General features: G+C 43.8%; 26 protein-coding genes and 1 pseudogene. 22 read left to right on the top strand and 5 right to left on the bottom strand.

Annotated features, from left to right (window positions below; genetic code table 11):
- Positions 1-22: 22 nt before the first annotated feature.
- From KHN79_RS19935 to KHN79_RS19925, 3 genes and pseudogenes are all read right to left on the bottom strand, one after another.
- Entirely contained in the window at positions 23-436 is a 414-nt protein-coding gene (locus KHN79_RS19935) for a biopolymer transporter ExbD (protein WP_182008970.1), read from the bottom strand.
- Positions 433-1131 (bottom strand): MotA/TolQ/ExbB proton channel family protein, encoded by a 699-nt coding sequence (locus KHN79_RS19930; protein ID WP_182008971.1) that lies wholly within the window; start codon positions 1129-1131, stop codon positions 433-435. The genes KHN79_RS19935 and KHN79_RS19930 overlap by 4 nt, the downstream gene beginning before the upstream one ends.
- A pseudogene (locus KHN79_RS19925) lies at positions 1131-1884 on the bottom strand (energy transducer TonB). The gene KHN79_RS19930 and the pseudogene KHN79_RS19925 overlap by 1 nt, the downstream one beginning before the upstream one ends.
- A 167-nt stretch (positions 1885-2051) precedes the next feature.
- Between KHN79_RS19925 and hutW the strand changes: the two are divergent.
- The 3 genes from hutW (at position 2052) to hutZ (ending at position 4837) form a co-directional block, all read left to right on the top strand.
- Entirely contained in the window at positions 2052-3422 is a 1371-nt protein-coding gene (gene hutW, locus KHN79_RS19920) for a heme anaerobic degradation radical SAM methyltransferase ChuW/HutW (RefSeq protein WP_182008973.1), read from the top strand.
- 19 nt (positions 3423-3441) lie between these two features.
- Positions 3442-3945, top strand: a complete 504-nt coding sequence (hutX, locus tag KHN79_RS19915; RefSeq protein ID WP_182008974.1) for a heme utilization cystosolic carrier protein HutX — start codon at positions 3442-3444, stop codon at positions 3943-3945.
- Positions 3946-4306: 361 nt separating this feature from the next.
- Positions 4307-4837, top strand: a complete 531-nt coding sequence (gene hutZ, locus KHN79_RS19910) for a heme utilization protein HutZ (RefSeq protein WP_182008975.1) — start codon at positions 4307-4309, stop codon at positions 4835-4837.
- Positions 4838-4943: 106 nt separating this feature from the next.
- Here hutZ and KHN79_RS19905 read toward each other — a convergent pair whose 3' ends face one another.
- On the bottom strand, positions 4944-5858 hold the full coding sequence (locus tag KHN79_RS19905; protein WP_182008976.1) for a chemotaxis protein: 915 nt from the start codon (positions 5856-5858) through the stop codon (positions 4944-4946).
- A 280-nt stretch (positions 5859-6138) separates the two neighbouring features.
- Between KHN79_RS19905 and ppiC the strand changes: the two genes are divergently transcribed.
- The 18 genes from ppiC (at position 6139) to KHN79_RS19815 (ending at position 23903) form a co-directional block, all read left to right on the top strand.
- Complete coding sequence (gene ppiC / locus KHN79_RS19900; RefSeq protein ID WP_182008977.1) at positions 6139-6417, top strand: peptidylprolyl isomerase PpiC; 279 nt, start codon at positions 6139-6141, stop codon at positions 6415-6417.
- Between the two features lie 656 nt (positions 6418-7073).
- Entirely contained in the window at positions 7074-7943 is an 870-nt protein-coding gene (locus KHN79_RS19895) for a hypothetical protein (RefSeq protein ID WP_211907285.1), read from the top strand.
- The gene (locus KHN79_RS19890; RefSeq protein WP_211907284.1) at positions 7907-8782 is read left to right on the top strand and encodes a hypothetical protein; all 876 of its coding nucleotides are present in this window, start codon (positions 7907-7909) and stop codon (positions 8780-8782) included. Before KHN79_RS19895 ends, KHN79_RS19890 begins: the two co-directional genes overlap by 37 nt.
- A 473-nt stretch (positions 8783-9255) precedes the next feature.
- Positions 9256-10209 (top strand): peptidoglycan DD-metalloendopeptidase family protein, encoded by a 954-nt coding sequence (locus KHN79_RS19885; RefSeq protein WP_182008979.1) that lies wholly within the window; start codon positions 9256-9258, stop codon positions 10207-10209.
- The gene (locus KHN79_RS19880; RefSeq protein ID WP_182008980.1) at positions 10113-10553 is read left to right on the top strand and encodes a polymer-forming cytoskeletal protein; all 441 of its coding nucleotides are present in this window, start codon (positions 10113-10115) and stop codon (positions 10551-10553) included. Before KHN79_RS19885 ends, KHN79_RS19880 begins: the two co-directional genes overlap by 97 nt.
- 222 nt (positions 10554-10775) lie before the next feature.
- Positions 10776-12041, top strand: a complete 1266-nt coding sequence (locus KHN79_RS19875; protein ID WP_182008981.1) for a hypothetical protein — start codon at positions 10776-10778, stop codon at positions 12039-12041.
- 138 nt (positions 12042-12179) lie between these two features.
- Positions 12180-13190 carry a TRAP transporter substrate-binding protein DctP gene (gene dctP / locus KHN79_RS19870; protein WP_211907283.1) on the top strand — a complete coding sequence of 337 codons (1011 nt, stop codon included), beginning with the start codon at positions 12180-12182 and terminating at the stop codon, positions 13188-13190.
- A gap of 23 nt (positions 13191-13213) precedes the next feature.
- Positions 13214-13624, top strand: coding sequence for a TRAP transporter small permease (locus tag KHN79_RS19865; RefSeq protein WP_211907282.1), 411 nt, complete (start codon positions 13214-13216; stop codon positions 13622-13624).
- 87 nt (positions 13625-13711) lie between these two features.
- Positions 13712-15001 carry a TRAP transporter large permease subunit gene (locus KHN79_RS19860; protein ID WP_182008982.1) on the top strand — a complete coding sequence of 430 codons (1290 nt, stop codon included), beginning with the start codon at positions 13712-13714 and terminating at the stop codon, positions 14999-15001.
- A gap of 9 nt (positions 15002-15010) precedes the next feature.
- Positions 15011-15406 (top strand): OsmC family protein, encoded by a 396-nt coding sequence (locus KHN79_RS19855; protein ID WP_182008983.1) that lies wholly within the window; start codon positions 15011-15013, stop codon positions 15404-15406.
- An 11-nt stretch (positions 15407-15417) separates the two neighbouring features.
- A complete protein-coding gene (locus KHN79_RS19850) occupies positions 15418-15762 on the top strand; it encodes a GYD domain-containing protein (protein WP_182008984.1) in 345 nt (114 codons plus the stop codon).
- Between the two features lie 238 nt (positions 15763-16000).
- Complete coding sequence (locus KHN79_RS19845) at positions 16001-16360, top strand: MerR family transcriptional regulator (protein ID WP_244812707.1); 360 nt, start codon at positions 16001-16003, stop codon at positions 16358-16360.
- Between the two features lie 45 nt (positions 16361-16405).
- On the top strand, positions 16406-16981 hold the full coding sequence (locus tag KHN79_RS19840) for an NAD(P)H-dependent oxidoreductase (protein WP_182008986.1): 576 nt from the start codon (positions 16406-16408) through the stop codon (positions 16979-16981).
- A 684-nt stretch (positions 16982-17665) separates the two neighbouring features.
- Positions 17666-18970: an MATE family efflux transporter gene (locus KHN79_RS19835; protein WP_182008987.1), complete on the top strand. Its 1305-nt coding sequence runs from the start codon at positions 17666-17668 to the stop codon at positions 18968-18970.
- Positions 18971-19045: 75 nt separating this feature from the next.
- A complete protein-coding gene (locus KHN79_RS19830; protein WP_182008988.1) occupies positions 19046-19804 on the top strand; it encodes an ATP-binding cassette domain-containing protein in 759 nt (252 codons plus the stop codon).
- 20 nt (positions 19805-19824) lie between these two features.
- Positions 19825-20658: a dipeptide/oligopeptide/nickel ABC transporter ATP-binding protein gene (locus tag KHN79_RS19825; protein ID WP_244812705.1), complete on the top strand. Its 834-nt coding sequence runs from the start codon at positions 19825-19827 to the stop codon at positions 20656-20658.
- On the top strand, positions 20648-22162 hold the full coding sequence (locus KHN79_RS19820; protein WP_182008990.1) for an ABC transporter substrate-binding protein: 1515 nt from the start codon (positions 20648-20650) through the stop codon (positions 22160-22162). Before KHN79_RS19825 ends, KHN79_RS19820 begins: the two co-directional genes overlap by 11 nt.
- Positions 22163-22166: 4 nt before the next feature.
- Positions 22167-23903 carry an ABC transporter permease subunit gene (locus KHN79_RS19815; RefSeq protein WP_182008991.1) on the top strand — a complete coding sequence of 579 codons (1737 nt, stop codon included), beginning with the start codon at positions 22167-22169 and terminating at the stop codon, positions 23901-23903.
- A gap of 89 nt (positions 23904-23992) precedes the next feature.
- On the opposite strand, the gene KHN79_RS19810 is transcribed toward KHN79_RS19815, so the two are convergent.
- Positions 23993-24817 (bottom strand): hypothetical protein, encoded by an 825-nt coding sequence (locus KHN79_RS19810; protein ID WP_182008992.1) that lies wholly within the window; start codon positions 24815-24817, stop codon positions 23993-23995.
- Between the two features lie 212 nt (positions 24818-25029).
- Between KHN79_RS19810 and KHN79_RS19805 the strand changes: the two genes are divergently transcribed.
- Positions 25030-25959: a LysR substrate-binding domain-containing protein gene (locus KHN79_RS19805; RefSeq protein WP_182008993.1), complete on the top strand. Its 930-nt coding sequence runs from the start codon at positions 25030-25032 to the stop codon at positions 25957-25959.
- Positions 25960-26007: the final 48 nt, after the last annotated feature.

Raw genomic sequence — 26007 nt, 5'->3', positions numbered from 1 at the left:
TGGTCTCTATATTATGTTCTTGTTATTGCGACTCTTCAGTGAGAAGTTGAGTGGCCTGAATTCCGTTTTCTTGTAAAAAGCCAAGAAGCTGAACCAGTGATTGAATGTTCGCCATTTTCTCAGCGCCAATCACAATCGGTTTGTCTGTTGATTTACTCTCTTCGAGTAAGGCAATTTTGAAGTTTTCCCAGTCGATATAAGCTTTACCGTTAATAGCCCAGTGCGGCTCTTCTTTGAGGATATTCACCGTTATGGATTTTTTCTCGACACTAGCGACTGCTTGAGAATCTGAGCTGGGTAAGTTGACGTCCAGAGAGTCGAGCTTGACCGCGGTTGTCAGCATCAGAAATACCATCACGATGAAAATGATATCTAACAATGGCGTCAGGTCTGGTGTTAGGCCGTGGCGACTATTGTTTTGTGGAGTCTTAATCATGGAGCGGCCGCCTCAGCTGCACGAGAAGCTGAAGGTTTAACTTTCTTGCTTTCCGGAGAAACGTGTTGCAGGGAGATCCCTTCCAGCCACAGGTTTACGTAGTTCAGTGTGTGTTCAAGTTTTGCAATAACCCGATCTGCCCACAAACCAATAAGCTGAGCACCTGAAATCGCTGGTAGTGCGATGATCAAACCCGCGGCCGTTGTGCGCATTGCTAAACCGAGGCCATCAGCCAAATCATTCGGGGTGATATTGCCGCTAGATACCGCGATGCCTTTAAACATCTCGATGAGACCCAATACTGTGCCTAAAAGGCCAATTAGAGGGCTTATCACACCAATTAAAGTAAGCAGACGCAGACCAGAATGCAGCTGATGACGTTTATCCTGTAACCAGATACCTGCAGCATCTTCGCGCAAAGACTTAGAGAAAGAGTGATGAGCCAGTAACATCGCGACACCGCGATATAATAGTGGGCGCTTACCAGACAGCTCTTCTGCCAGAGCTTCTATATCTTTGCTTTGCGTTGGATCGACGCCGGTCAATTTCTGGCGAATGGCACGTTTTCCGACACCGATACTAATGAATACCTGGAATAGTCTTTCAGCGATGATCATTGCCGTAAGTGCAGAGCAAATGATCAAAGGCCATGTCATCAGACCGAATTGTGTTTGTAATTGTTGTAGCTGTTCCATTATCCATCCAACTTAAAACGAACTGGGATTTGAACTCGGTGAGCAACTTGTTGCCCGCCAGTAATATGTGGTGAAAACTGCCACTGTTTGATGGCACGCAGTGCTGAACTGTCAAGCATTTCAGCACCAGAAGATTCAATAAGTACCTGCTTGATTTGATTACCATTTTCATCGAGCCAAATTTCGTATAGCGCCACACCTTCAATACCTCTTTTACGTGCAGAACGCGGATAGCGCGGTGAGACCGGTTGAGAGACAAAAGTTGGCTCGTTTACCAGTACAGGCTGAGACGATACGCCTTTAGATTGTGAAGGTTGTTTAGTTGCCTGCTCAGGTACGGGCTCTTTAGCGACTTTCTTTTCGTCCTGTTTTTCCGGTTTTGGCTCTTTCTTGGCGACAGTCTCAGGAGGCTTAGTTTTTTTCAGTTTTTGAACCGGTTCAGGCTTCTTTTCTACAGACTTTTTCTTAACCGCTTCTTTTTTGACTACCGGTTTCTCGACCGGTTTTTTAACGGGCTGAGGTACTTGTTTGGGCTCAGGTTTTTTTTTGAGTTTCAGGCTCTTTTAGCTCTGCGACTTCTTCTTTAGCAACAGGCTGAGCAAGTTTCGGAGCTGCAACCAGATTCAGACTAACCGAGCTGGCAGGATTCCCCGCTGGCATAGCAAAGACTTTTGTCTCATTAGAGACAAACAAAAGCGCGGCATGTAACGCTAAAGAAGCACCTCCGGCAATGACATATCTTTGTAAGTTCACGGTTCAATCTCGCAATTGGTAATCATTATCAAACTGGATTTATTATCACTTATATTGCTAATAAGATCAATTATCAATTGCATTATCATTAACGTCAAATTATGATCCTGTCAGTACTTTTGAAATTTACCTCTGTCCCTTGGGGCTCGGGGATTAAGCGAGTTTATATGAGCGTTAATATTCATAGTTATGATGAATTGGTTTTGGGGGGTAATAACCCTGATCCTTTACGGTTTGCTTTTGCGAAAAAGCAATCAGCACACGCTGGAGGTATGAGTGTTCCGGTGCCTCCTCCCCAACAGGGAGCGATTCTCTCCAATATAACTTCTGATACCGGAAGAGAAGGTGGAAAGCGTTGCTTGTACATTCACGTACCGTTTTGCCGTGTTCGTTGTACCTTTTGTAATTTCTTTCAAAACGCGGCAAGTCGTAAACTGGTTGATGAATACTTCGATGCCCTGATGACAGAACTACGTGAAAAAGCGGCTCTTCCCTGGACTCAAAGTGGTATTTTTCATGCAGTGTACATTGGTGGCGGGACGCCAACCGATCTGTCACCGGCGCAAGTCCGCACCTTGGGGCAGGCAATCCATGACCATTTCCCATTAGCGGCAGATTGTGAAATTACCCTTGAAGGGCGTATTAACCGATTTTCTGATGAACTGTACCAAGGTGCATTAGATGGCGGCTTTAACCGTTTTTCATTTGGAGTACAGAGCTTTAATACTCAGGTTCGTCGTAGTGCGAAGCGTCTGGATGACAGAGAGGACGTCCTCAAACGTATTTCAGAACTGGCGAAAGAAGACAAAATTCCCGTCATCATCGATCTACTTTATGGCCTGCCTTATCAGACAACAGAAATACTGGAACAAGATTTAAAAGATTTCATGTCGACAGGTGCTCATGGTCTGGACCTATACCAGCTGGTCGTTGGGGGCAGTGCGCCAATGCTGAACCTGGTAGAAAAAGGGAAAATACCACCGCCGGCAACCACGCCAGAAAAAGCGGGCATGTATGAGCTAGGCGTGAATTTCATGGCAGAGCATCACATGAAGCAGCTGAGTGTCAATCACTGGGCAATCGATAACCGTGAACGCAGCTTGTACAACAGCTTAGCGAAAACATACGCTGAGGTTTTACCTGTTGGATGTGGTGCCGGAGGCAACATTGGTGGCTACGGAATGATGCAACACCGTACATTAGATACTTATATCAAAGCCGTAAATGAAGGACAAAGTACCGTCGCTATGATGATGAAGCAGAGCCAACTAGAGCCTCTCTTTGCAGCGCTTAAGTCTGGTTTTGACCGTGGTATTGTCCAATCCAGCAAATTACCTACATTTATGGGTGAGAACACATTCGATTACTTAACACCGCTGTTTAAAGTATGGCAGGACAAAGGCTTAATTGAGCTTAAAGAACGCAGCCTTGTACTCACTCTGGCGGGCAGTTTCTGGGCTGTCTCATTGGCTCAGGCATGTATTCAGGTATTGACTTCGGAAATGAAGCAAGCAATGCCAAAAGTATCCAACAATTAGAAAATAGAAAGGAAAAATAATGGAATCCATTAAGAAACAGGTCGAATCATTGTTAGAGCAGGAACCTCAATTATTGCCGGCAGCGATGGCGGAAAGATTAGACGTTTCTGAGTTTGATGTTATCGCCGCTCTTCCGCAAGACATGGTGGCCATCGCCCCTGGTGAGCAGGCGCAATCTATACTGGAAGGCCTGGTTGGTTTTGGTCCGGTGACAAGCATTGTTCAGTCATTCGGGTCTATCTTTGAAGTAAAGGCTCCGTTTCCAAAAGGCAAACTTGCTCGCGGATACTACAATCTGATGGGTAAAGAAGGTGAGTTACACGGTCACTTAAAATTAGAAACTATCAAACATGTGGCTCTGGTAAGTAAGCCATTTATGGGGCGTGAAAGCCACTACTTCGGCTTCTTTTCTGAGTGCGGTAGTAACATCTTCAAGGTGTACCTGGGGCGCAACAAGCAACGAGAGCTTATTGAAGAACAAGTCACCGCATTCAGAGCGATGCAGGCAGAGTTGAACAACTAGGGTCTGTTGACCTTTCGCGGTTAAATTTTGTTCGAGATAAAAGCGTTTTAATCGCGGCGAGAGGTTTGTAGCCTAGTCATTCTAAGCAAAACACCTCTCAACAAAGAGTAAAACGCTTTTAGCTGAACCCTTCGGGCAGCGTTTGTGGTTCCTTTCTACTGCGTTATCGGCTTATCAGGTAGGGCAACTACATTTCAAAGCCTCTGCCTTGTATAAAGAACCCACAAACTGCTGCAAAAATCAGCTCGAAAGTTCAACAGACCCTAAAATATCGTCGCTGTTTTTTAAGATAGTTCTTTGAAAAGCAGCGACGGTGAATGAAACATAACCGATAATAAGATAAGTAAAGTCAGGAATTAAAATGGATCAACAAGTTAAACAAGAGCGTCTACAAGGCCGTTTAGGACCAGAAATCAAAGAGTTTCGTCAGGAGCGTCGAACGCTTCAACTTGCGACTGTCGATGCAGAGGGTCGTCCTAACGTAAGTTACGCTCCATTTGTGCAAAACCAGGAAGGTTACTTTGTCCTGATTTCGCAGATCGCACGTCACGCACGTAATCTTTTGGACAACCCAAATGTATCGCTGATGATGATTGAAGATGAAGATACATCTAAACAGTTATTTGCACGCAAGCGTCTGACATTTGATGCGGTTGCAACGGTAGTTGAGCGTGACTCTGAGTTATGGCTTCAGGTTGTTGATCAGATGAAAGAGCGTTTCGGTGAGATCATCGATGGATTAAGCAAACTGGAAGACTTCGTGTTGTTTAATCTGAAAGCAGAACAAGGTCTGTTCGTTAAAGGCTTTGGTCAGGCGTTCCAGGTATCTGGTGATGACCTTGTTGATTTTGTTCACCTTCAGGAAGGTCACAAAAAAATTGAAAACGCTTAATTAAGTGGGTTCACGGTATTAAATTAGGGAGTTCAGTCAGGCTGACTCCCTTTTTTCTTATCATACTAGACGCGCACAGAGAATGCTGCGCCAGGATTAGTCGCTGTTAGGAGGCCATTGCTTTTGCTTCGATCTCTTTTGCACCACGTAACATAGCCTCAATTAATTCTCCGGCGTTGAATTTTTCCAAAGCCTCGTGTGCGCCTACCTGATGCGCGCGATCAACGCAGATCTCACTAGACAGGGAAGTATGCAAAATTCGGTATGAGTGGTTTAGCGCCGGGTCGTTTTGTACTTCAAAGGCTAACTCGTAACCATCTAATCCCGGCATTTCAATATCACTAACCAAAAGATCAATAGGGCGCAGCTCTTCTGCGTTCTTTTTCATCAATTGCAACGCATCAGAACCATTGTTACAAATCTGGTAAGGAATATTAATGCTGTCTAACGCGTCACTGAGCTGTTTACGTGCTATGGATGAATCGTCGACAAGCAGAATACTCAGGGCTTTTAAGCGCTCACGATCGAGATCGGTCAGCATTGGAATTTTTGAGTTCTCATACTGCGGGTAAATTTTAGACAGCAATAACTCTACATCCAGCAGCTGTACCATCTTATCTTCATAGCGGGTAATACCTGTTACAAAGACATTTTTACCGGAGCTGGCAGGAGGCGATTCTATGGATTTCCAGTCACAGTCGATGATCTTTTCAATACTGCGCACCATGAACGCTACCACTGTTCGCAAACAGTCAGTCACGATCAGGTAACAGCTTTGATATTCTTCAGGTGCAATTGGGCGGAATCCTACCGCTGCAGACATATCAATCACAGGAACGGTTAAATCACGGATTGTCACGGTGCCAATAACGTGGTGATGCGAGTAAGGGATCTTGGTCGTTGGCATGTAAGGCACAATTTCACGGACTTTAAGCGTACCTATTGCGAAGTGTTGTTGCAGGGTGAGCTTGAATACCAACATGCCCTGAGATTGATTCGCTTTACTAACCACTTTTGCCATGAAATAACCTTATGAGTAACACTTTGGTGTCTAATCTAATCGTATAAACCCTAAGCTTCAACTACCCCATGCACAAAAGTGAAATTTTTAGACAATCTTAGGGTATTTAACGAGTTAAGCAGGTAGTGATGGTTAAGCATTATACAATCCACAACAGTCTAAACGCTGGTGAAGTCTCCTATGCACTTATCTTCCTAAAGGAGCAGCGACGAGATAAATGTTTGGCGTGTGTGAGTGTATTCGTTAAAATTGCGCGACCACTACAGTGAGAGACAGACACATGGCCAATACAGCAGCCGCATTGCACATTCTTGTGAAACACAAAGAGCAGGCAGAAGACATTATCAAGCAACTTAAAAAAGGGGCTAAATTCCAGACGCTCGCAAAAAAATACTCAACGTGCCCGTCTGGTAAGAAAGGTGGAGATTTGGGTGAATTCCGCAGAGGTCAGATGGTGCCGCAATTCGATAAAGTTTGTTTTTCCGGTGAAGTACTGACTCCACATCTGGTAAAAACCAAATTTGGCTGGCATGTGGTGAAGGTGCTTTACAGGACATGATCGGTTCGAGTCTTCACAAGCATTTTAAGATGACTTGCTAAGGCCGATTGGCCTTTCGAGCTGATTTTTGCAGCAGTTTGTGAATTCTTTATATAAGGTAGAGGCTTTGAAATGTAGTTACTTTAGGTGATAGGCTGATAACACATAGAAGGGAGCCACAAACACTGCCCGAAGGGGGTGAGTTAGGCCTCCTTGCTAAAAGCCTTTACTCTTTGTTAAAGATTTTTGATTTAGAACCACTAGATCTTCAAATCGTTGCCGCGTCTGTGAACCAAGTCATTCTCGCTGAACCTAGCATCTAGAAGTTATTTGGGTATAGTCGTCCCCACCCGAACAAAATTTAACCGTAAAAAGTCAACAGAGCCTAGTACAAGTTCAAGACCGATGACCAACGGAATAGCATAATCTTTCCAAACCATTCTCACTGAACCGAGCTTCTTAAGGTCACTTGGGTATAAGCCACATTATGCGGATTCTTTTGATTTATCTCTAGGTTTTAGAGACTTTTCCTACAGATGGATTGTTTTATAACAACTGACACTGATATAAAATTAAATAACAAAAATATACCCAAAGAACTTCAAGGCGTGAGGTTATTTGGACATATTAATCGATATTATAATTTTATTTAAATTATAAACATAAGACTCAACATAATGAAAGCAAACCACATATTATTGCCAGTATTGATTTTATCTGGATGTAACGATGATAGCTCAAGCAATGCATCCGTAGATAAAAATGATGAATTAATAGATAACACAGATATAAGTTCTTACATCTTTTCATCTAACAGGCTTACAAAAACATCAGATATCGAACGCCAATATAGTGACGCGTTTGATCTTGATAATATAACAGCTAACTACTTAGAAGATTCTAATTCAATCCAAGTAATTAATCATACTCCACGATATTTAAACAACCCGACACTATCAATTAATGACGAATTTTATTCTTTAGATATTTTAGTTGAACCTTTTCAAGAATATACATTTAGCCTATCCGGTTCAGAACTTGAAATTGATAGTATCCAATATATTGAGCAACAACCATTTTTTAAATACTACGTTAACTCGTACTCTAACGGCACCAATGAAAATTACTCCATGCCAACAGAAGCGCAAGCTCAAAGATACGAACAAGAGATGCGCGGATTAAAAAATGCCATTAACGATCTTGGTTTTAATGTTCGCTTCGCTGAGTTTATTACTAACTATGGTACAACTCGTTCATTAGTTGAATATGCACATGATGAAGTTAACTGTACTTTACATGATCATACTAGAAGCGGTGATGATAATAGCCCACTTAATACAAAATTCTTGTCGATGTTGACACATAAACCTACCTCAAAACACCGTATGTTAACTAGTAATGCAAGCTCAACTGGGCTCGCAACAGTGGGAGATGGCTGGGTAGCGTTACAAGACTACGCTTTGTATGAAGAAGGTGATCAATATCCCGGGAGTGCCTATTTCATGAAAAAATGCATAACCATGGTTTCGGTCACTATGCTGGGATGACTTATGGTCTGCCGGAGCTGTTAACTGAGTATACTAAAGAAGGTTTTTTAGAAAATTTTTATAACGATCAGGCGTTGATTAATTCTATGACAAGCGCAACGGTTGCTTTAGATGTTATTGACGTAGATATTGATTATTTAGATTTACACTTTAGTTTTTATACCAACGATTCAGAATCTTTAAATGAAGATGAATATATTGATCAATTTTTACTTGTACTCCCTGATTCCATCAACATAAGCCATATTCAAGTCAAGCAATCTGGTATTGTTAAAGATTTAACCGCTAACTCGACCTTTGCTGATGGACAAGCTCTATATTTTGATCAAGATATATCAATTAAAATCTTACCATTCAGTGAACAAAAATCTGAAGACAAAGATCAACTAATCATTCGCATAGAAAGACCTGATTATGCGGGAGACATGGCCTTTTTGGCATCAGGACAACAAGCACCTTGGTCGCGTCAGGCAAACAAGTTAGTTCAAATTACGCCTGAATATGGTTTAAAAGCAGACAGTAATCGTTTGGTGTATTTCTCACCTACTGGAATATATAGTCACGACACTGATCTGCAATTAGAGTTAGGCTATCATACTTTCACGCCAACAGAGGCGGCTGAATATTGTTCAGATAAAGGGTTAACTTTAGGAATGCTAGAAACCTATCAATCAGAAGCACAAATGGACTTTCAAAGCCTTTATTTAAAATACGGTAGTCAAGTTGGTATCGACCCTGACACTTTAGAACCGGTTGCTGTAAACGTACCCACAACTTATCGTCCAGAAGTGGTTGAATATATAGATGCCGGGAAACTGGTGGTTTGTAGTTATGAATAGTTGATAGACTTAACCTTAAGCATTTACTTTGCTAGAGAGATAATCGTCATTAGCTTTATTTGTGCCTTGATGTATTGTTTTACGATTAACATCAGATCTCAAATAAAGCTATTTTATTTTTATCTCTAACTAAGCCGTTTAGCGATTAAGAGCCTCTCTATGAATGGACGCTAGTTTACTCATAGAGAGCGAGACAAAAATAAGGGTATTGATAGCGATGAAGGTCAGCGAAGTGTTCGTTACGTAACCACTAGCCAACCGTTAATCTTTATCCCTTTGTTAATTTTATCGAACACTCTTTTATTCGAGTTTTTATGTATTCGTTACGATGCACAGTTTCTTCGCGATTTTTTGACACCACATCACGTAGTTGTTTTTTCTCACTGGTATCTAACATTCGTATTTCGTAAATTGTTCTCCTATTAACGATGCCATGACACAAGCTCCAAAATATTGGAATAGGCACAGGAATTATGAAAGACCAACTCACTATATCCATTTCGACTATTAACGGCTCATCACACTGGCAGGTGAGCAAGTTGATGAGGCGTAGTCTGAGAAGCTTATTATTAATCACCGCGGTTGTGATATTGGGAACAATCGTGGAAATAAACTACCTCTACAAAGTGGTGGATTACGAGAAAGAAAAACAAGCAGAGTTAGCGACGGAATCAAAATCTTTAGTTGGTCAGTTATCGAGTTTGCGAGAGCTGAAACAAAACCTCGAACAAGATCTCTCTGAACGCGAGGATCGTATATCAACGGTCTCAGACCGGTTGGCTGATCTTGAGAAAGTGCTAGGAGTTGCTGAGTTAGGCACCAGCGAAGATCTAGATTCCAGGCTTGATACGGCAGCTATTCACTCCAGTGTCCGTGCGACGATGCTGACCCAAATTCCTAGTGGTTCTCCGGTTGGTAAAGCGCGTAGATCATCGGGATTTGGAAAGCGTAAACATCCGGTGACTAAATCTTATAAGATGCACCGTGGGCTTGATTTTGCCGTGAATACAGGGACGAAAGTATATGCACCAGCAGACGGTGTTGTAGAGGTAACCCGGAAAAGTAACCAGGGCTCCGGCAACTTTTTAAGACTGCAACACTCATTTGGGTTTTCCAGCTCTTACTCACACTTGAAAAAATTTGAAGTTCGCAGCGGGCAGTTTGTTCGTAAAGGTGACTTGATTGCAGTTTCTGGAAACAGTGGTTTGTCGTCTGGTCCGCACTTGCATTATGAAATTCGCTTTGTCGGACGAGCACTAGATCCCCAGCCGTTTGTTGATTGGGGAGTGAATGAATTTGAAGAAATATTTAAGAAAGAACGAGGAATACGATGGGAATCTTTAGTCGAAACCGTGGAACAAAGAGTCGCTCAGCAGCTGCAACTCTCATCGCCAAAGGCTGCGCTGTTAGCGGAAAACTCAAATTAGAAAACGACATTCAAGTTGATGGGAAAGTCGATGGGCAGCTTAATGTTGAAGGGGCTTTAGTAATATCCGAATCTGGTTATGTTAAGGGGGAGACATTTGCTAAGAAACTGATCGTGAATGGTACTATTGAAGGAGTCTGCCACGCGGAACACATCCAGATATTGTCGAAGGGTCAAGTCAAAGGCAAAATATTCAGTCAGAACCTGAGTATCGAACCCGGTGGTAAATTCTTTGGTGAAACGGCAGAGCTCCCGAAGGAAGAGATAGTTGCAATCAACCCGAAAAGTAAAGACGCTGAACCTGCTGTGAAGAAAAAAGAAGAACGTGTATTAAAAACGGCGTAAAGACTCACTAAGTGACTTTGCCTATGAGTGTCAGTGTAAATGGATGTAAAAGAAGCGATGTAAACAAGCAGTAGCCCTTGGTTGCCGTTGTGTAAGCTCAGGGTTCTGCACCATCGCTCTAACTTGTTTAGAATAGATGGAGCAGCTTCAGAACAGTTGAACGTTACTCTCCTCCCGTCTAAATTAATGAGGAGTATAGCAGTCGCCTATTGGGAGTGGGGGATGAATCAACAAGATGTGTTGGTATTTGGTGGGTTAGGGAACCCTGCCTCCTCGGTTGCACGCTTGTATGAAGGGTTACTCAAGCAGTTGAAAGAGCAGTTTGCTATCGTCGCGATTGACCCACGTGTTGCTGTATCTACCGCAGAATCCAGTTCTTATTACAATTTTCCGTACTCAAAGCAATACGCCTCTTTTAGTGATTACTTGTCCCAGTCGAAAAATCATTCCGTAGTATGTGTGATGATACTGACTCCCGTGGGAACTCACCTATCCATCCTTGAAGATTTTCATTGCGCTATCAAGCAGTGCCATGCCCTTTTTGTTATTGAAAAGCCGTCATTTTCACTTAACGAAATCGATGCAGGTTTTAATGATCTTGTTCCCCAATTAAAGCGCAAAGGAGCAAAGTTTTACTTCATCGATACAGTTATTGTTTCTCCCGTCTTTGACTACTTTTTCTCAACAGAAAGATATAAATCGCTAGGACTGCCTGATAAGATCGTCGCTATCTCTACCGATAATCCCATGACGATTCATCAGGATCTTGATGAATATCGTTTTGAAAATCGAATCGACTACCTCAATGAAAGAAGGCTGCTGAACTTAGATGTAAGTGGCGGGGGAGGATTCGGGTTTGATATGGGTATTCATGCGATAGCCGGGCTAATCAGATATCTGCAAAAAATGGATTTGCTTAGCAGCCAAATCGAACTCACGGAAGTCAGAGCGGAATGTGTGAATACCCTCGATTTGCAGCGCTCAACCGGAGCGGAAACTCATATATTTGCTAGCGGGAAAATTGTTACGACTGATGGTAAATGTGAGTTATCAATTGATGCAGGCAAAGCCAGTGATATCTGGGACAGACGGCTAGAGTTACATTACTCCGAGTGCACTGTCGTTTTGGGTTTCGGGACGCTGAAGCATCCTCCATATATTTGGCGAAGTGATGAAAATGATTGTCTTCCGATCACATTTGATGTCACTGACTCAGGTTACAGCAGACACTTTAATGACATCCTGAGTTCTCTGGGTTTTAATGTTAAAACAATAATCTCGAACGAGGAAAGTGAAGCGCTGATGGCAAGATCCATGCTGTTACTTAGCCAGATTTTCTGTGTGTTTGGTCGAACTCATCTTGAACGAGAACAGCAATTGATTTGTGTTGATCAACACACTTCTACAGTGGGTACGGACAAAGAAAGAGCAATCCGTCAGAGGCTTTTGAAAGTACTGGACGGGTTAGCTTTGACTATTGATGACTAACTTTGGGAGTGGAACTGATCACCGCGATCAAACTTTGTGATTTACAGCAGTTATAGAATATAACCAATTGCAGTTTTTGTAATTGATAGAATGCTTTATAATCGAATTTCAAAAAATAACAACACGGAATTCTTCTAAGTGAAATCTCTAACCAAACTTATTCTCGGCGGAGTAAGCGCTAGCTTGCTGTCAATGTCTGCTGCTCATGCGCAACAGTGGCGCTTCAATAATTTCCTGCCTGAAACACGCCCGGAGACGAAAGAACTGGAGCAGTTTGCTGCTGATGTGAAAGCCAAAACCAATGGTGAAATTGATATAAAAGTATTCAGCGGTGGTTCTTTAGGTTTGAAAAATACCGATGTGCTGCGTTTTCTGCCGCGTGGCGCTGTGGATATGAGTTTGGCATGGGCTAACTATTTAGGCCGTGATGCGGAAAGCTTGAGTACTGTAATGGTGCAGGGCACGATTGGTTCTGTTGAAGAACTGAATGCTGCGCTACCAGAAGTAAAGAAAATTTACGCAGAAGAGTTCTCAGACTGGGACGTTGCGATCACAGGCTATGTTGCGTTACCTATGCTTGAAGCATCGATTTTCTGCCGTGAAGACCCTATCAATTCGCTTGATGACCTGCGTGGTAAGAAGTTACGTGTATGGGCTAAAGATCAGGTAGATACCTTTGGTCGTCTTGGCATTTCAGCGCAAATCATTCCTCAGGAAGAGATGTATGTTGCGATGAAAACTGGTGTAGTGGATTGCGCGGTATATCCTGCACTTTATGCACACACCGTTTCCCTTCAGGAAGTATCAAAATACGCAGCGTACTTATATCCGATGTCATCAGGCCCATATATTCTTGGGATGTCGCAAAGAAAGTGGGATTCACTGTCCAAAGATCATAAGCAAGCACTTACCGAAGCGGGTGATGCAGTCTGGCAGCGTACTAATTCATACGAAGACGATCACCAGAAAGAACTTGATGCACGCGCAAAACTGACTGAAGGCGGAGTGACCTGGCTGGACGATTTCTCTGATAAAGACCGTCAGGAATTTACTGCTGCGATCACAGAAGTATGGGGCGAACTTGCTGAAGAAGCAGGTGGGAAAGCGCCAGAATATCGTGAGCGTGTGCTGAAAGCACTGGGTCGATAGTTGCTAATATCAGTATGAATTTAGTGTCTTTATTAATTGATAAAGGGCTTAGACGTTTAGCCCTTTTTCTTGCCGTTTTGTCTGCACTCTCGTTGGTCGCGATTCTCGCAGTTATTGTTATGAGTGTGGTATTGCGTAAGTTCTTTGATGCGCCATTGTTTTTCGCGGAAGAATTGGTCGGCTTGCTGATGAGCGCGAGTCTGTTTTTGGCATTGCCGATGGCTACGCTTACTGGACAGCATATTCGCGTGACGTTGCTGCTGGATTCCCTAAAATCCCGAACTCCGTTTCTGGCTAAAGCAATCTCTGTGCTCGGTCTTCTGGTAGGCTTGGGTTTCTGTGGCTGGATTTTTTGGGAAGCCATTCCCTGGATGGAGTTTGCGATTAAACGTGAACTTAAATCTGAAACGCGCGAATTCTGTTGTACCCGTTAATGTCAGTTGTTCCCGTGTCGATGGGGCTCTGCTGCTGCATCTATTTCGCAAAACTACTCGGCTTGATAAAATTAGAGGAACGTTAAGATGTTTTGGACGACCCTCGTCTCTGTATTAGTGGCCAGCGCAAGCAGTGGTATTGCACTGGGTGCAGCGCTTGGTTTTACCGGTCTCATTCTGCTTCATTTCTTTAACTACGGTTCGGCGTATCTGGCTGTGGATACCATTTGGGGTATCTTCAATTCTTTTACGCTCAGTGCGGTGCCAATGTTTATCTTGCTTGGTGAGATTTTATTAAGAAGCGGTATCAGTGAGCGTGCTTATGCGGCGTTTACTCCGATTTTTGCCCGGGTACCCGGCGGCTTACTGCATTCGAACGTTGCTGTTTGTACTTTGTTTGGCGCGGTAAGTGGCTCAAGTTTGTCTACCGCGGCTGCAATCGGATCTGTCGCGTATCCTGAATTAAGCAAGCGTGGTTATAACAAAGAAGCCATTGTTGGTAGTTTGGCGGGAGCCGGAACTTTGGGGTTATTGATTCCTCCAAGCCTGTCATTGCTGATTTTCGGCGCGCTGACGGAAACCTCTATCGGACGACTTTTCGCCGCAGGCATTGTTCCTGGTGTGATGGTGAGTGCTTTGTTTATGCTGTATATCTTGTTGCGCAGCATGAAGAACCCGTCGATTGCTCCGCGAGACAATACGGCTTATAGCTTAGGCTTTATTTTACATGGCATGCTTCGTGTGTGGCCGATTCTGTTGCTAATACTTGCTATTATGGGCAGCATCATGTTTGGTATAGCGACACCGACAGAAGCCGCTGGTGTTGGAGTCGCGGTTGCGATTGTGATCTCCTTTATCTGGGGCGATCTAACGGCAAAAGGGCTGATGGAATCTGTGTACCGCAGTGCGCTTATGTTCGCTTCGATCGGCTTTATTGTCCTTGGTGCAGCCATTTTATCGCAATCGGTCAGTATTCTAGGCGTGCCGCAGGCGATTCTTGAAGCCGCTATTGACAGCGGTCTGGGTAAGTACGGTATCTTCCTACTGATCGTTTTGATTTACGTACTGTTCGGTTGCGTTTTTGACGGCTTGTCTTTGATGGTGATGACGCTGCCTATCGTTTTCCCGTTGCTGACCGGGCTGGGATTCGACCCTATCTGGGTTGGTGTGATGATCACTATCCTGATCGAAATAGGGCAGGTTACACCGCCCGTTGGTCTCAACCTTTCTGTATTAACTGCGATTACCAAAGGTGAAATCAGCTTGGGGCGAACCGCGATAGCAACTATCCCTTACTGGGGCATTTTGTTATTGGCTATCGGCATCATTACCTTAGTACCGAGTGTGGTTCTTATTTTACCTAATGCCATTTTTTAGAGGATTTGTATGACAATCAAAGTCAAACCAGCCAGCTACGGCCCTGTATTCGCCAAAGCAGATGATGAAGGCACTTTGGTCTTTGCTTCTACGGATAGTGAGTTTACCGCTACTCCATCGTTGGATAGCCCGGCCATGACATTACTCTACTCGATTGCGTCATGTATGGTGTTGTCACTACAGATGGTCGCTAAGCGTAAAAAGATTGACATCCAGCCATTTCAGTTTGAAGTGACGGGCCATAAAGGTACTGAGCTTCCTGCGCATTTTGCTCGCTACGAAATTTCGCTTAGCCGTGATGTTCATCCGGACTTAGAAGTCGCACAAAAGCTGCTGAAAGATGCGAAATCCATTTGTACCATAAGTAACAGCATGTCAGGTACTTTCGAACTAAACCTGAAATAGAGAGATAAGCCATGGCACTAGAAACATATTTAGTTCAGGTCGCTTTTACCGCAGAAGCGATGGCGGGGTTGGTAAAAAATCCAGAGAATCGTTTAAGCAGCATGATCCCAATCGTAGAAAAGATGGGCGGTAAGTTCATCGGCAGTTGGATCTCGTTTGGCGAATACGATTCAATCGCGGTGATCGAAATGCCAGACCAAGTCCATATTAAAGCCTTCTCGATGGCAGCAATGGCTGGTGGCGGATTACGTCATTTTCATATCACACCAATGATGTCATTTGAAAAAGGCGTCGAAGCAATGAAACTGGCGGGCTCGCTAGCTTACCAAGCGCCTCAGGAAGATTGTTCCGGTTAAGTTGATCGCACGTAAGCAATCGAAATGAAAAGAAGCGACCTTGGTCGCTTCTTTTTTTGTTTATGATAAGGAAGAATGTACGTAAGGTTACCGATCAACGTCTGTATTTGTTTAGAGGAAAGCGATAAAGCCTTAAGGTTAACGAAACAGCATCCTGATAAAGTGCTGAAAAGACTATAGGGCCAGGTGGGGACATAATTTTCATCTCGTATTACACCATCAATGGTTGGAGATTGGAGTGTTTATAAAAGAGGCATCTGAACTATCCGGAGCAACGCAAAGAGCTATCAGATTATACGAATCTTTAGGGTTGTTTAGCGTTACCCGATCAGGAAAGTATCGTGTGTATACTGAAGCGCACATTAGATTGATTAAGATGATTAAAGAGGCTCAGACGCTGGGAATCCAGCTTTCTGAGATTGCGGGCTTAAAAAGTGGTCAGGAGGATTTTGACTGGCAGACAGTCATGGACATTTTGATTGAAAAACAGAGAGACGTTGAACTTCAGATCAAACAGTTAGAAAGACAAAAAGAGCGAATTCAGCAGTACCGAGAATCTATAGATCTGTGTATCCGAGGACTTGACTCTGACCTATAGGTGAGACCTTAAACTGTATTTTTCTTCATCACGGATATCTCTCAAATGAAAAAAGTACTGGTTATAAACGCAAACCCGAAAAGTACAAGTTTCTGTAAATCTCTGGCGGACAGCTATGCTATTTCTGCGTCTTCAGAGCATGAAGTTAAACAAGTCAATATTGGTCAGATGAACTTCGAAATTAGTTTAGAGCAGGGGTATGACAGCGTTGCTGAATTAGAGCCAGATTTAGTGCTATTCCAAGAGTTAGTTCTCTGGTCAGAACATATAGTAATAATCTCTCCTGTCTGGTGGGGAACCTTACCGGCAAAATTTAAAGGCCTGATTGATAGAGTGTTTCTACCTGGCTTCGCTTTTAAATACTCTGAAGGTAAAGCTTTTCCGGAGAAGTTATTATCCGGGCGTAGTTCAGAACTTATTATTACATTAGACACCCCACCATTCATGTATAAGTACTTACAAGGGAATGCTATTTATAAGCAGCTAAAAGTGTCCATATTAGACTTTTCGGGCATTAAGAACCGTTCTTCAACATACTTGGGACCGATATTAGGTTCATCTATCCAAAAAAGAAAACACTGGCTTGATAAGGTCGAAAGACTAGCTAGTCATATAAAGTAATCCCTCTGGCTGCGATTTATTCAATGATAAAATTGTTATTTTCTGGATTCTGAATTGAATACTTGGCCGTAGTTTTGAGGTTCGACCGATTTTTTATCTCGTACTTTTAATACGCATCGGTATAAATAAAAAATTAGTTCGATAGGGGCCAAATATGGAAATATTGTTTTTTATTGCTTTTCTAGTTTCGTTGCTAAACGTAATTTATGCATTCGCTACGAAAGAGATATTTTTTGCCGGAGGTTGGATTAGTTATTACGATAGTAAGGCAAACTTCTTTGCAGGTTTAACTACATTTTTAATGTTTATATTCTTTTATGGTGGTTTCTATTTCTTTATTTTCCCTAATGTGTAAGGCTCTATTAATTAGCTCAGGACGGTAGCGATGATGTATTGGAATATATAGCGCGATACCCATGTCTAGTATGAGGTTCGTTGCTTACAGCCAGCCTCCTACGAGTCTGTTGTTCTGATTCTGTTAAAAGAGTGAGCCTCGTGGTGAACGGGAATGAATCGTAAAGGATAAATCTCAAAATCATTAAACGGTGTTCTTCCCTAAGTGGCTATTCAGTTCACAAACTTCTTACAAAGATGTTAATGATTCTTATCTTCATTTAACTTGCACTGTCACGCCATTTGATTATTATAGCGGGCTCAAAATTCAGCGCGCTTTAAGAATAACAAATGAACCTGACGCACAAAGATTACTTTAAGATTGCTTTTCCTTTCATTGTATCAACCGTAACGCAGCCATTATTGGGCGCGGTAGACACAGCGGTTATTGGTCAGTTAGGCGTCGCAGAGCTTATTGGTGGCGTAGCGATCGGCACGGTAATTATGAATACCTTGTACTGGCTGTTTGGCTTTTTCCGCGTCAGTACAACGGGGCAGAGTGCCATTGCTTTGGGTAAGAATGATCATGCAGAGCAGGCGAGTAGTTTGTTTCGTCCGTTTGTTCTTGCACTTTGTGTAGGCTTAGTCTTTGTTGTTTTTCAGTCACTGATCTGGCGAGGGGCGGAGTGGATCATTGAGCCAGATGCCATCGTTGGACAAAACGCCAAGGCCTACTTTGACATTATGATCTTTGGTGCGCCATTTGTTCTGCTTAACTACACCATCATCGGCTGGCTAATGGGGCAAGCGAAAGCCAAAGCGACCTTTTTCACTCAGGTGTTCGGTAATGTGCTCAATATCGTGCTTGATGTTCTGTTTGTTGTCTATTTCGATATGGGGATTACGGGTGTCGCAATTGCCACTCTGATCGCGCAAATTACCACCTTCGTAATTGGGGCTGTTTTGGTTGTTAAAACCTGCCAATTCTCGCTATTTGACCATGTCCGTACGGCAAAAATGTCACGTAAAGATCTTAAAGTAATTGTCTCTTCAAATATGGATTTGTTACTGCGTACCATTTGTATTCTGGTGTTCTTCAACATGATGGCACGCGTTGGCTCCCAACTTGGCTCAGATGTGTTAGCAACTAATGCGATCTTGATGCAAGTGACCTTTATCGTCAGTTACATGTTTGACGGTGTGGCGAATGCATCGAGTGTTTTTGCTGGTAAAGCGGTAGGGCAAAAGAATCCAACTCTGCTCGACAGTGTTATCAAGCTAAATACTCAGTGGACGACGGCGTTCGTGATCGTACTAACGTTGATCACACTGTTGTTTAAACAGCAGATAGTGATGCTGTTTACTACGCTACCTGAGCTGATTGAACTCTACTTAGAAATGAGTCCTTGGCTATTGGTTTTCCCGTTAGTGGCAGGATACGGTCTGACATTCTATGGGATCTTTACCGGAACGGGGACGACACGACCAGTACGCAACTCAAGTATTCTCACCTTGGTGATCTTCTTGGTCGTTCAGTTTATCTCTGTGCAAATGTGGGGTAATCATGGGCTATGGCTAGCCTTTGCACTTTTCTATATTGGGCGTTTTGCCTTCTTGGTGCCATATATTGGCCAAGTTAAACAAAAATGCTTATGAGGTGAGGTTCCCTTCGTTAGACTCTCGTGATAGCATTGTTATGTTATATTATTACATTAAAACGTTGTTATCGAGATGCCTCAACCAATTCTTTCAGTCAATAAACTTAGTCTCGCTGATTCTAAGCGTACGTTTTTCAGTGATATCTCTTTCGATCTCTGCCAAGGCGAAGTTATTGCAATTATGGGGCCGTCGGGCATTGGTAAGTCGATGCTGTCGAAAGCGGTCGCTGGGTTTCTGCCATCCGACATTTCTGCTGAAGGTAACATCGATCTAAACACAGTTGAAGTTAGTGAGCTTTCTATGCTGCAACGCTCGGCATTACAACGTCCAGCCGTTATTTTTCAAGATGCGTTAAAAGCGTTGAATCCTTTGGCATCGGTAGGGCAACAGTTATGCTTAGCTCTAACTGGCAACAAAACTCGTTTAAGTTCAGCAAATCGAGAGACTGTATTGTCTCTACTCGCTCAGTTAGGGTTTGCTGAACCCGTTTCGATACTTAAATTGTATCCGAGTCAGTTATCTGGTGGCCAGCGTCAGAGAATTTGTATCGCTATTGCTTTACTTGGTAGTGCGAATCTCATCATCGCTGATGAGCCAACCAGTGCACTCGACCCAATCACCGAAGCTGAAATTCTTGAGCTGTTCCATACTAGCGTCAAACAACGTGACATCAGCGGTCTGCTGATCACACATGATCTCTCTGCCGCTCTGGCGTGCGATAAAATTCTGGTGATTGCTGACAACAGCGTGGTCGCTTATGGCGAACCATGGCATGCCATTTCCCAAAGCCAACATCTTTTCTGCCAACAATTGGCGAAGTTACTTCCTTAATCCGGTCTTTGGAGCCTATTTTGAATAAGCAACATCAACCTACGTCTGCCCAAGTGCGTTTTGATCAAGTGACGGTGCAGTATTATTCCAAACCGCGTTGGTTGGGTGGTAAACCGTTTAAAGCGCTAGACCAATTAGATTTGGTAATTGAAACCAACAACATTGCCATCGTTGGTCCATCAGGGGCGGGCAAATCAACCTTGATTGAGCTGCTATTTGGACTCAGACAGCCGAGTGTAGGTGAGGTGTACGTTTGTGGTTATCCGCTTTCAAAAAGCTCAGCGAAACAGCGTCATGAATTGTGTAAACACATTCAATTGATCCCGCAAGAGCCGCAATCGAGCTTAAATCCTTATTACACGGTTCGGCAGATCCTCACTGAGGCATTGAACAATATCGATGGCTGTCAGGGGCAGAACGAAAAAGTAGAAAAAGTGCTGCAAGATGTCGGTTTAGACCTATCGCTTTTGGATCGCAATCCACAGCAGTTGTCTGTCGGTCAAGCGCAGCGTGTGGCGATAGCGAGAGCGCTGATTGTCGAGCCATGTATTCTTGTCGCCGATGAGCCGACAAGTAGCCTTGACCCAGTTAGCCGCCAGCAAATTATTGACTTGTTTACTGAGCTTCAAAAATCCCGCCACATGCGTCTTATTCTGGTCACTCATGACTTAGGCGCAGCGCAGGCATTGTGCGATGACATTCTTGTTTTAGATAAAGGCCGTGTGGTTGAACACAGCGAATCGCAAAGCTTGGTAAGTAATCCAACACATTTTGTAACTAAAGCGCTGCTCAGTGCTCAGCACCGCAGCAATAAATTTAATAGTACTATCGGAGAAGTATCCTATGCATCTTAATACTCCTAAATTGGCATTGACGCTAGTTTTAGGCTCTTTACTGACAGGTTGTTTTGATTCTGGCGAAACTCAATCAAAAGTAGAAAACGCAGCAGCAAAGCAAGCGTCTGAAATCAGAATTGCGATGTTACAACCGCCGAGAAGCGGACTGTCACCGTTATCAGATGATGCGTTTAAGCTTTCTCGCTGGAGTACTGCAGAAACACTAGTGAACCTCAGTGATAAGTCGGTTGCCGAGCCAATGCTGGCAACAGAGTGGAACCAAGTTGAAGATAACCTTTGGCAGTTCAAAATTCGTCAAGGCGTTAAGTTCCATGATGGTTCTGCTTTAGATGCCAAAGCTGTGGTTAATTCATTACAAAAAGCGTTGAAAGCAGCACCTAAGCCACGCATCTTGGACGGTATTGAATGGCAAGTGAGTGCATTGGATGATTTCACCGTGGAAATCAAAACCACATTTAATGATCCACTGCTGCCAAGTCGTTTATCTAGCCCGCAGCTAGCGATTTTGTCGGGTGCAGCATACCAAGAAAACGGTCGAGTAATACCAACCAATGCGGGAACAGGTCCGTTTGCGCTGACTGAGATCAACGGTACAAGCAGCGCTAAGCTAGAACGTTTTGATGGCTACTGGGGCGAAAAAGCGAAAATTGACCGCATCTTTGCGCAATACGTGCCAGATGGTTTTGCCCGCGCTGCAGCACTTCGTACTGGCGAAGCTGACGTAGTGGAAGCTGTGCCTGTATCGCAAATTGCAACCATGGATCAGTCTCAACTACACGAAGTGGCGATGCCTCGTACCAATACGCTTTACCTGAACAATAAGTCAGACGTATTTAGTAAGATTGAATTGCGCAAAGCAGCAACACAAGCGGTTGACCGTGAGCAAATTGTGAAAACGGTGTATGAGAATCATGCCGATTTAGCCAAAGGCTTATTAGGTCCAGCGCTGGCGTGGGCTGAGCCTGTTCGTCAAGAATACCCTCGTGCTGAATTGGTTGGTGATTTTAAAGCCAATGGAGAAAAGATCACTATCGGTACATTCACTGATCGTGCTGAACTTCCAGAAGTTGCGGTACTGCTTAAGCAGCAGTTAGAAGCAGCAGGGTTCGTGGTTAATTTGGATATCCGTGAATATGCGCAAATTGAAAACGATGCACTATCAGGCAAGTTTGACGCATTCTTGCTATCGCGTGCAACCGTTCTGGACTCTGGTGACCCAGTAGCGTATATGCAAAGTGATTATGGTTGTAAAGGCTCATTCAACCTTGGTCTTTTCTGTTCTGAAGAAGTGGATGCGGCGTTAAAACATGCTGATCGCCAACCGCTAGGTGAATTACGTCAGAAAGCGATCATTGATGTAGAGAACAAAATTCTTGAGCAATTTGCTGCGATTCCGCTTCTGCATGAACGTGTGATTCAAGGCGAGAGTGCGAAAGTGAAAGGTGCGCATCGCGATCCGCGAGAGCGTCGCCTAGTTGACCAGTTTACTCAAGTAGACTAATCAGATGGTACTTCCTGTTTACATGCGTTCGAGTTTGAACGCATGTATGCCTTGGTTATCACGTATCATAGCACTTAGTGTGGTGGTCATTTTGGTTGGACTGATGCCGGATATTGCTGGCATCGATCCTGCTCAGGCGATTTTACGCGCCCGTGCTGGTGCAAATCAGCTATTGACTGCGGAAGCACTGCAATCCATTCGTGATGATTTGCAACTGGATCGCAGTGTCTATGAACGTTTGTGGGACTGGCTTAGATTAGCGTTGCAGGGAGATTTTGGCATCTCTTGGGTGGATGGTTCGCCCGTTATGCAAAGTATTCAGCACACCGCTAAGACCTCATTACTGTTGATGATGAGCGCGCTCGGTATGACCTTTGTGTTATGCACCGTTAGTGTGTTCTATACCGTCAATCGTTGGCAGAAAAATCGCCTCGACAATAACCACAATAGCTTGAGTTCGGTACTGGTTTCTTTACCGGAATACGTAGTCGCCGCGCTGCTGATCTTGGTGTTTTCGATCTGGTTAGGTTGGTTTCCACCTTTTGGTTGGCAAGGGTTACAAAATCTCTGGTTACCGAGTTTGGCTCTGGCTCTGCCTGCAAGTGGGTTGTTTAGTCGTCTACTCAGTGACAGCTTAAAACGGGTATTGAATGAACCTTGGGTCATCACCTGGCTTTCTGCCAATGTGAGTAAACTCCAAATTTTGCGTTTTGCTCTGTGGCGAGCGCTGAGTAATCTTATTCCGCAAATCGCGATGATTGTGATTGGCTTGACTGGCGGCGCTGTTGCTGTCGAACAAGTCTTCTCGATCCCAGGCATTGGCCGTTTGATCTTAGGTGCGGCTAAGTCACAAGATTTACCTGTGTTACAGGCTGGGTTATTAGTACTCCTGGTCTTTTCTATCCTGATCAGCAGCGCAAGTATTTTGCTCCAACGCTGGTTACTCGGTCATAGCGTTTCCAGCGGTAAGCTTATCAGCAGCCACAGTACGTTTCGTTTTACGCAGAATAAAATCAAGCGTGCGGTGAGCGGTGCGATTTTTGTTTTATTAGCGGGCTGTGTTGGCTGGGCTTTGCTACGTGACCCATACCTGATCCAGTTTAGCCGTTTAGCACCACCAAGCTTTGCTGCACCATTTGGTGCTGATGCGGTAGGTCGTGATTTATTAGCGAGAGTCGGAGGAGGAATGTTGTCGACCCTGAAGATGGGTTTATTGGCGACATTTCTCTGCTTTGTGATTGGATTGCAGCTCGGGTTTGCTACTCGCTTTAGCCAAGGGCTTATCGAGATAACAAAAGGCATACCATACATTGTTGCTGGCTTGCTCGTCGCGGGTTTGACAGGGATGCATCCGGACAGTGCGCTGATTGCTATCGTATTAGTTTCTTGGGCTCCTTTAGCGGCCCACTGTTCAAGCTTGCTGATGGAAGCCAAAGCACAGCCATACACACATTTAGCGCCGACCTGGGGCACCAAACAGTGGCGGGTATTACGTTATTACTTGCTACCTTATGTGCTTCCGCCGTTAATAAGGCACGCGCTACTTCGATTGCCTGTGATCACTTTAAGTTTAACTTCACTAAGTTTTATTGGCCTTGGCGTGAAACCGCCAGAACCAGAGTGGGGCTTACTAATTGCAGAAAACCTGCCTTATATAGAGCGCGCACCTCAGGGGGTGCTACTGCCTATTCTTGGTTTGGTATTAGTTTCAATCGCGGTGAACTTAATGTTTGATGACTAGCGGCTCGCTTAACTGTTTTTGAAGGCTGGATATTATCTTTAACGATATTATTCCAGCCATTTTCTTATCTATCAATACTATTGCCAGCACTATTCTTTCTTGGCTGGCAGTGTATCTACTTCCATCGGCTGAATAAGGCTACCAAGACTGTTTTCCAGATCGATCAGCGGTTGTTGGCTAATCATGATGATACTGCGGTTAGGTCTGTCTAGTTCCACAATTAATGTCAGCACCAAAGAAAAGGCCAGAGCGAACGGAATTGCGGCTATCATCGCTCTGCCTTGATGCTGTGCTCCCACCTGAACGCCATTTAATGAAATAGTTAGGAATGTCAGTATCCCTAAAGTAATCCATATACTCGCGGGTATTCGGCCGCGCATACCTTTGTTGACACGCTCTGAGTGAATATCAATTAGATCATTGAGTGAGTTGATGTAGAGCAGTATTAGTGCTGGTGGCGTGGTTTCATGTGCCGCTACCGCTTGCTGCCACAGAGCAACTTGTATTTGTTCGCTGCGTTTGATGGCTTGGTATATATAGTCCTGGTTGTCTGAAGTGTTTTTAACGATGCGCAGTGATACGTACTCACGCAATAATTCACGGCTTTTGCTTCGGTAAGGTTCAGGGAGTAGCGATGTTCTCAGCACGGTGGTACCAATAATATTGGATTCGGTTAAGACTATCTGTTTGCGGTCAGCGGATTTTACCGCCGCCATGCTGAACGTGATCGCTAATATAAAAGCGAGCAGACTCGCTAAGCCAGTCGCCATGGGGCCAATCGACTGGTGAAAAGTCTCATCGGAGAGTTGCCTTGCGGCCCGGTAACCGAATTCAAAAATTGCACAGATCAGTACGAATATGATCAGAAGAACGAGGTAGATCGACAATGAGTCAATGTGAGCAGGCAGCGACATGTTCTCTCCGAAGAATCTATTTTTTATAAGTATGGAACTGATTTCTCCAATTTGTTCGACCTTTTTCAAGCAATTTGAACTAAAGAAAACCGTCGTAACCTTCCCGTTCCTCGTTTCTAATTACTTCATATTGATTAAAAACTTATAGTCGATATGCTGTATCGCTACTCGATAAGGAAAAATCTGTAGATAGGCCGTAAAGGATAACTTGAATGAAATTTCAGCAACTCCACGCTTTCAAAGCCGTTTACGAGTTGGGAACCGTGACTGCCGCATCTAATAGCTTGCATCTGACACAACCCGCTGTAAGCAAATTAATCGCAGCTTTGGAGCATAGAATTGGATTCAAGCTTTTTGAAAGGATCAAAGGTCGGTTAATTCCTACTGCTCAGGGAAGCGCGTTCTATTTTGAAGTATCAAAAGCATTTAATGCACTTGATACATTGGAAGATAGCGCTCGTGATATCCGCACTCGACATTGGGGAAGCCTTCATATTGCTGCCTTTCCGCTGCTGGCGCATAGCTATTTACCAAAACTATTGGGCCAATACATTAAAAACGTCCCGGAGTTGAAGGGATCGTTAAAAGCATATCGCTCTGAAGAGGTTTTGCGTCGCACAGAGATTCAATCTTGTGATGTGGGCTTTGCTGCGGTGGATGAGATCAGTTCTGGCGTCAGTCATATTCAAGTGAAGTGTGCATGTCTGTGTATTTTACCTCCTGAAAGTCCACTTTGTAGTAAATCTCATTTAGAGCCAAAAGACCTTATCTCTGTGCCTTTTATCCGCAGCGAAACCGACAGTACCCAACAACTGGTTGATTCCGCGTTTTTAAAAGCCAACGTGAAACGGAACGATTTACTGGAGGTATCATTTGCCAGCTCAACCGCTGCTTTGGTCTCGGAAGGCGTAGGTGCTGCTATTGTGGATCCTTTTACTGCTAACCAAGCACGTAAGATGAATCATGATGTGTGTATTAAACCCTTTAAGCCCACGATCCCTTTTCAATTTAGTATATTGTTTCCGTCGTTAAGACCAGTTCCTCATTCCGTGAAGCTGTTTGTTGATTCATTTTTTGCTATGGCGAGTGAAGAGGGGATTATTTTGGAGCGCAGCGATATCTCTTCCGGTCAAAGTGAGTGACACCGCTATTTGTCTATGAGCAACTACGCCTAACGTTTGCTGCTTGAT

Origin of the sequence: Vibrio sp. B1FLJ16 (assembly GCF_905175385.1) — a bacterium.
Taxonomy (GTDB): Bacteria; Pseudomonadota; Gammaproteobacteria; order Enterobacterales; family Vibrionaceae; genus Vibrio.
This window is presented reverse-complemented; position numbering and strand designations above follow the sequence as displayed.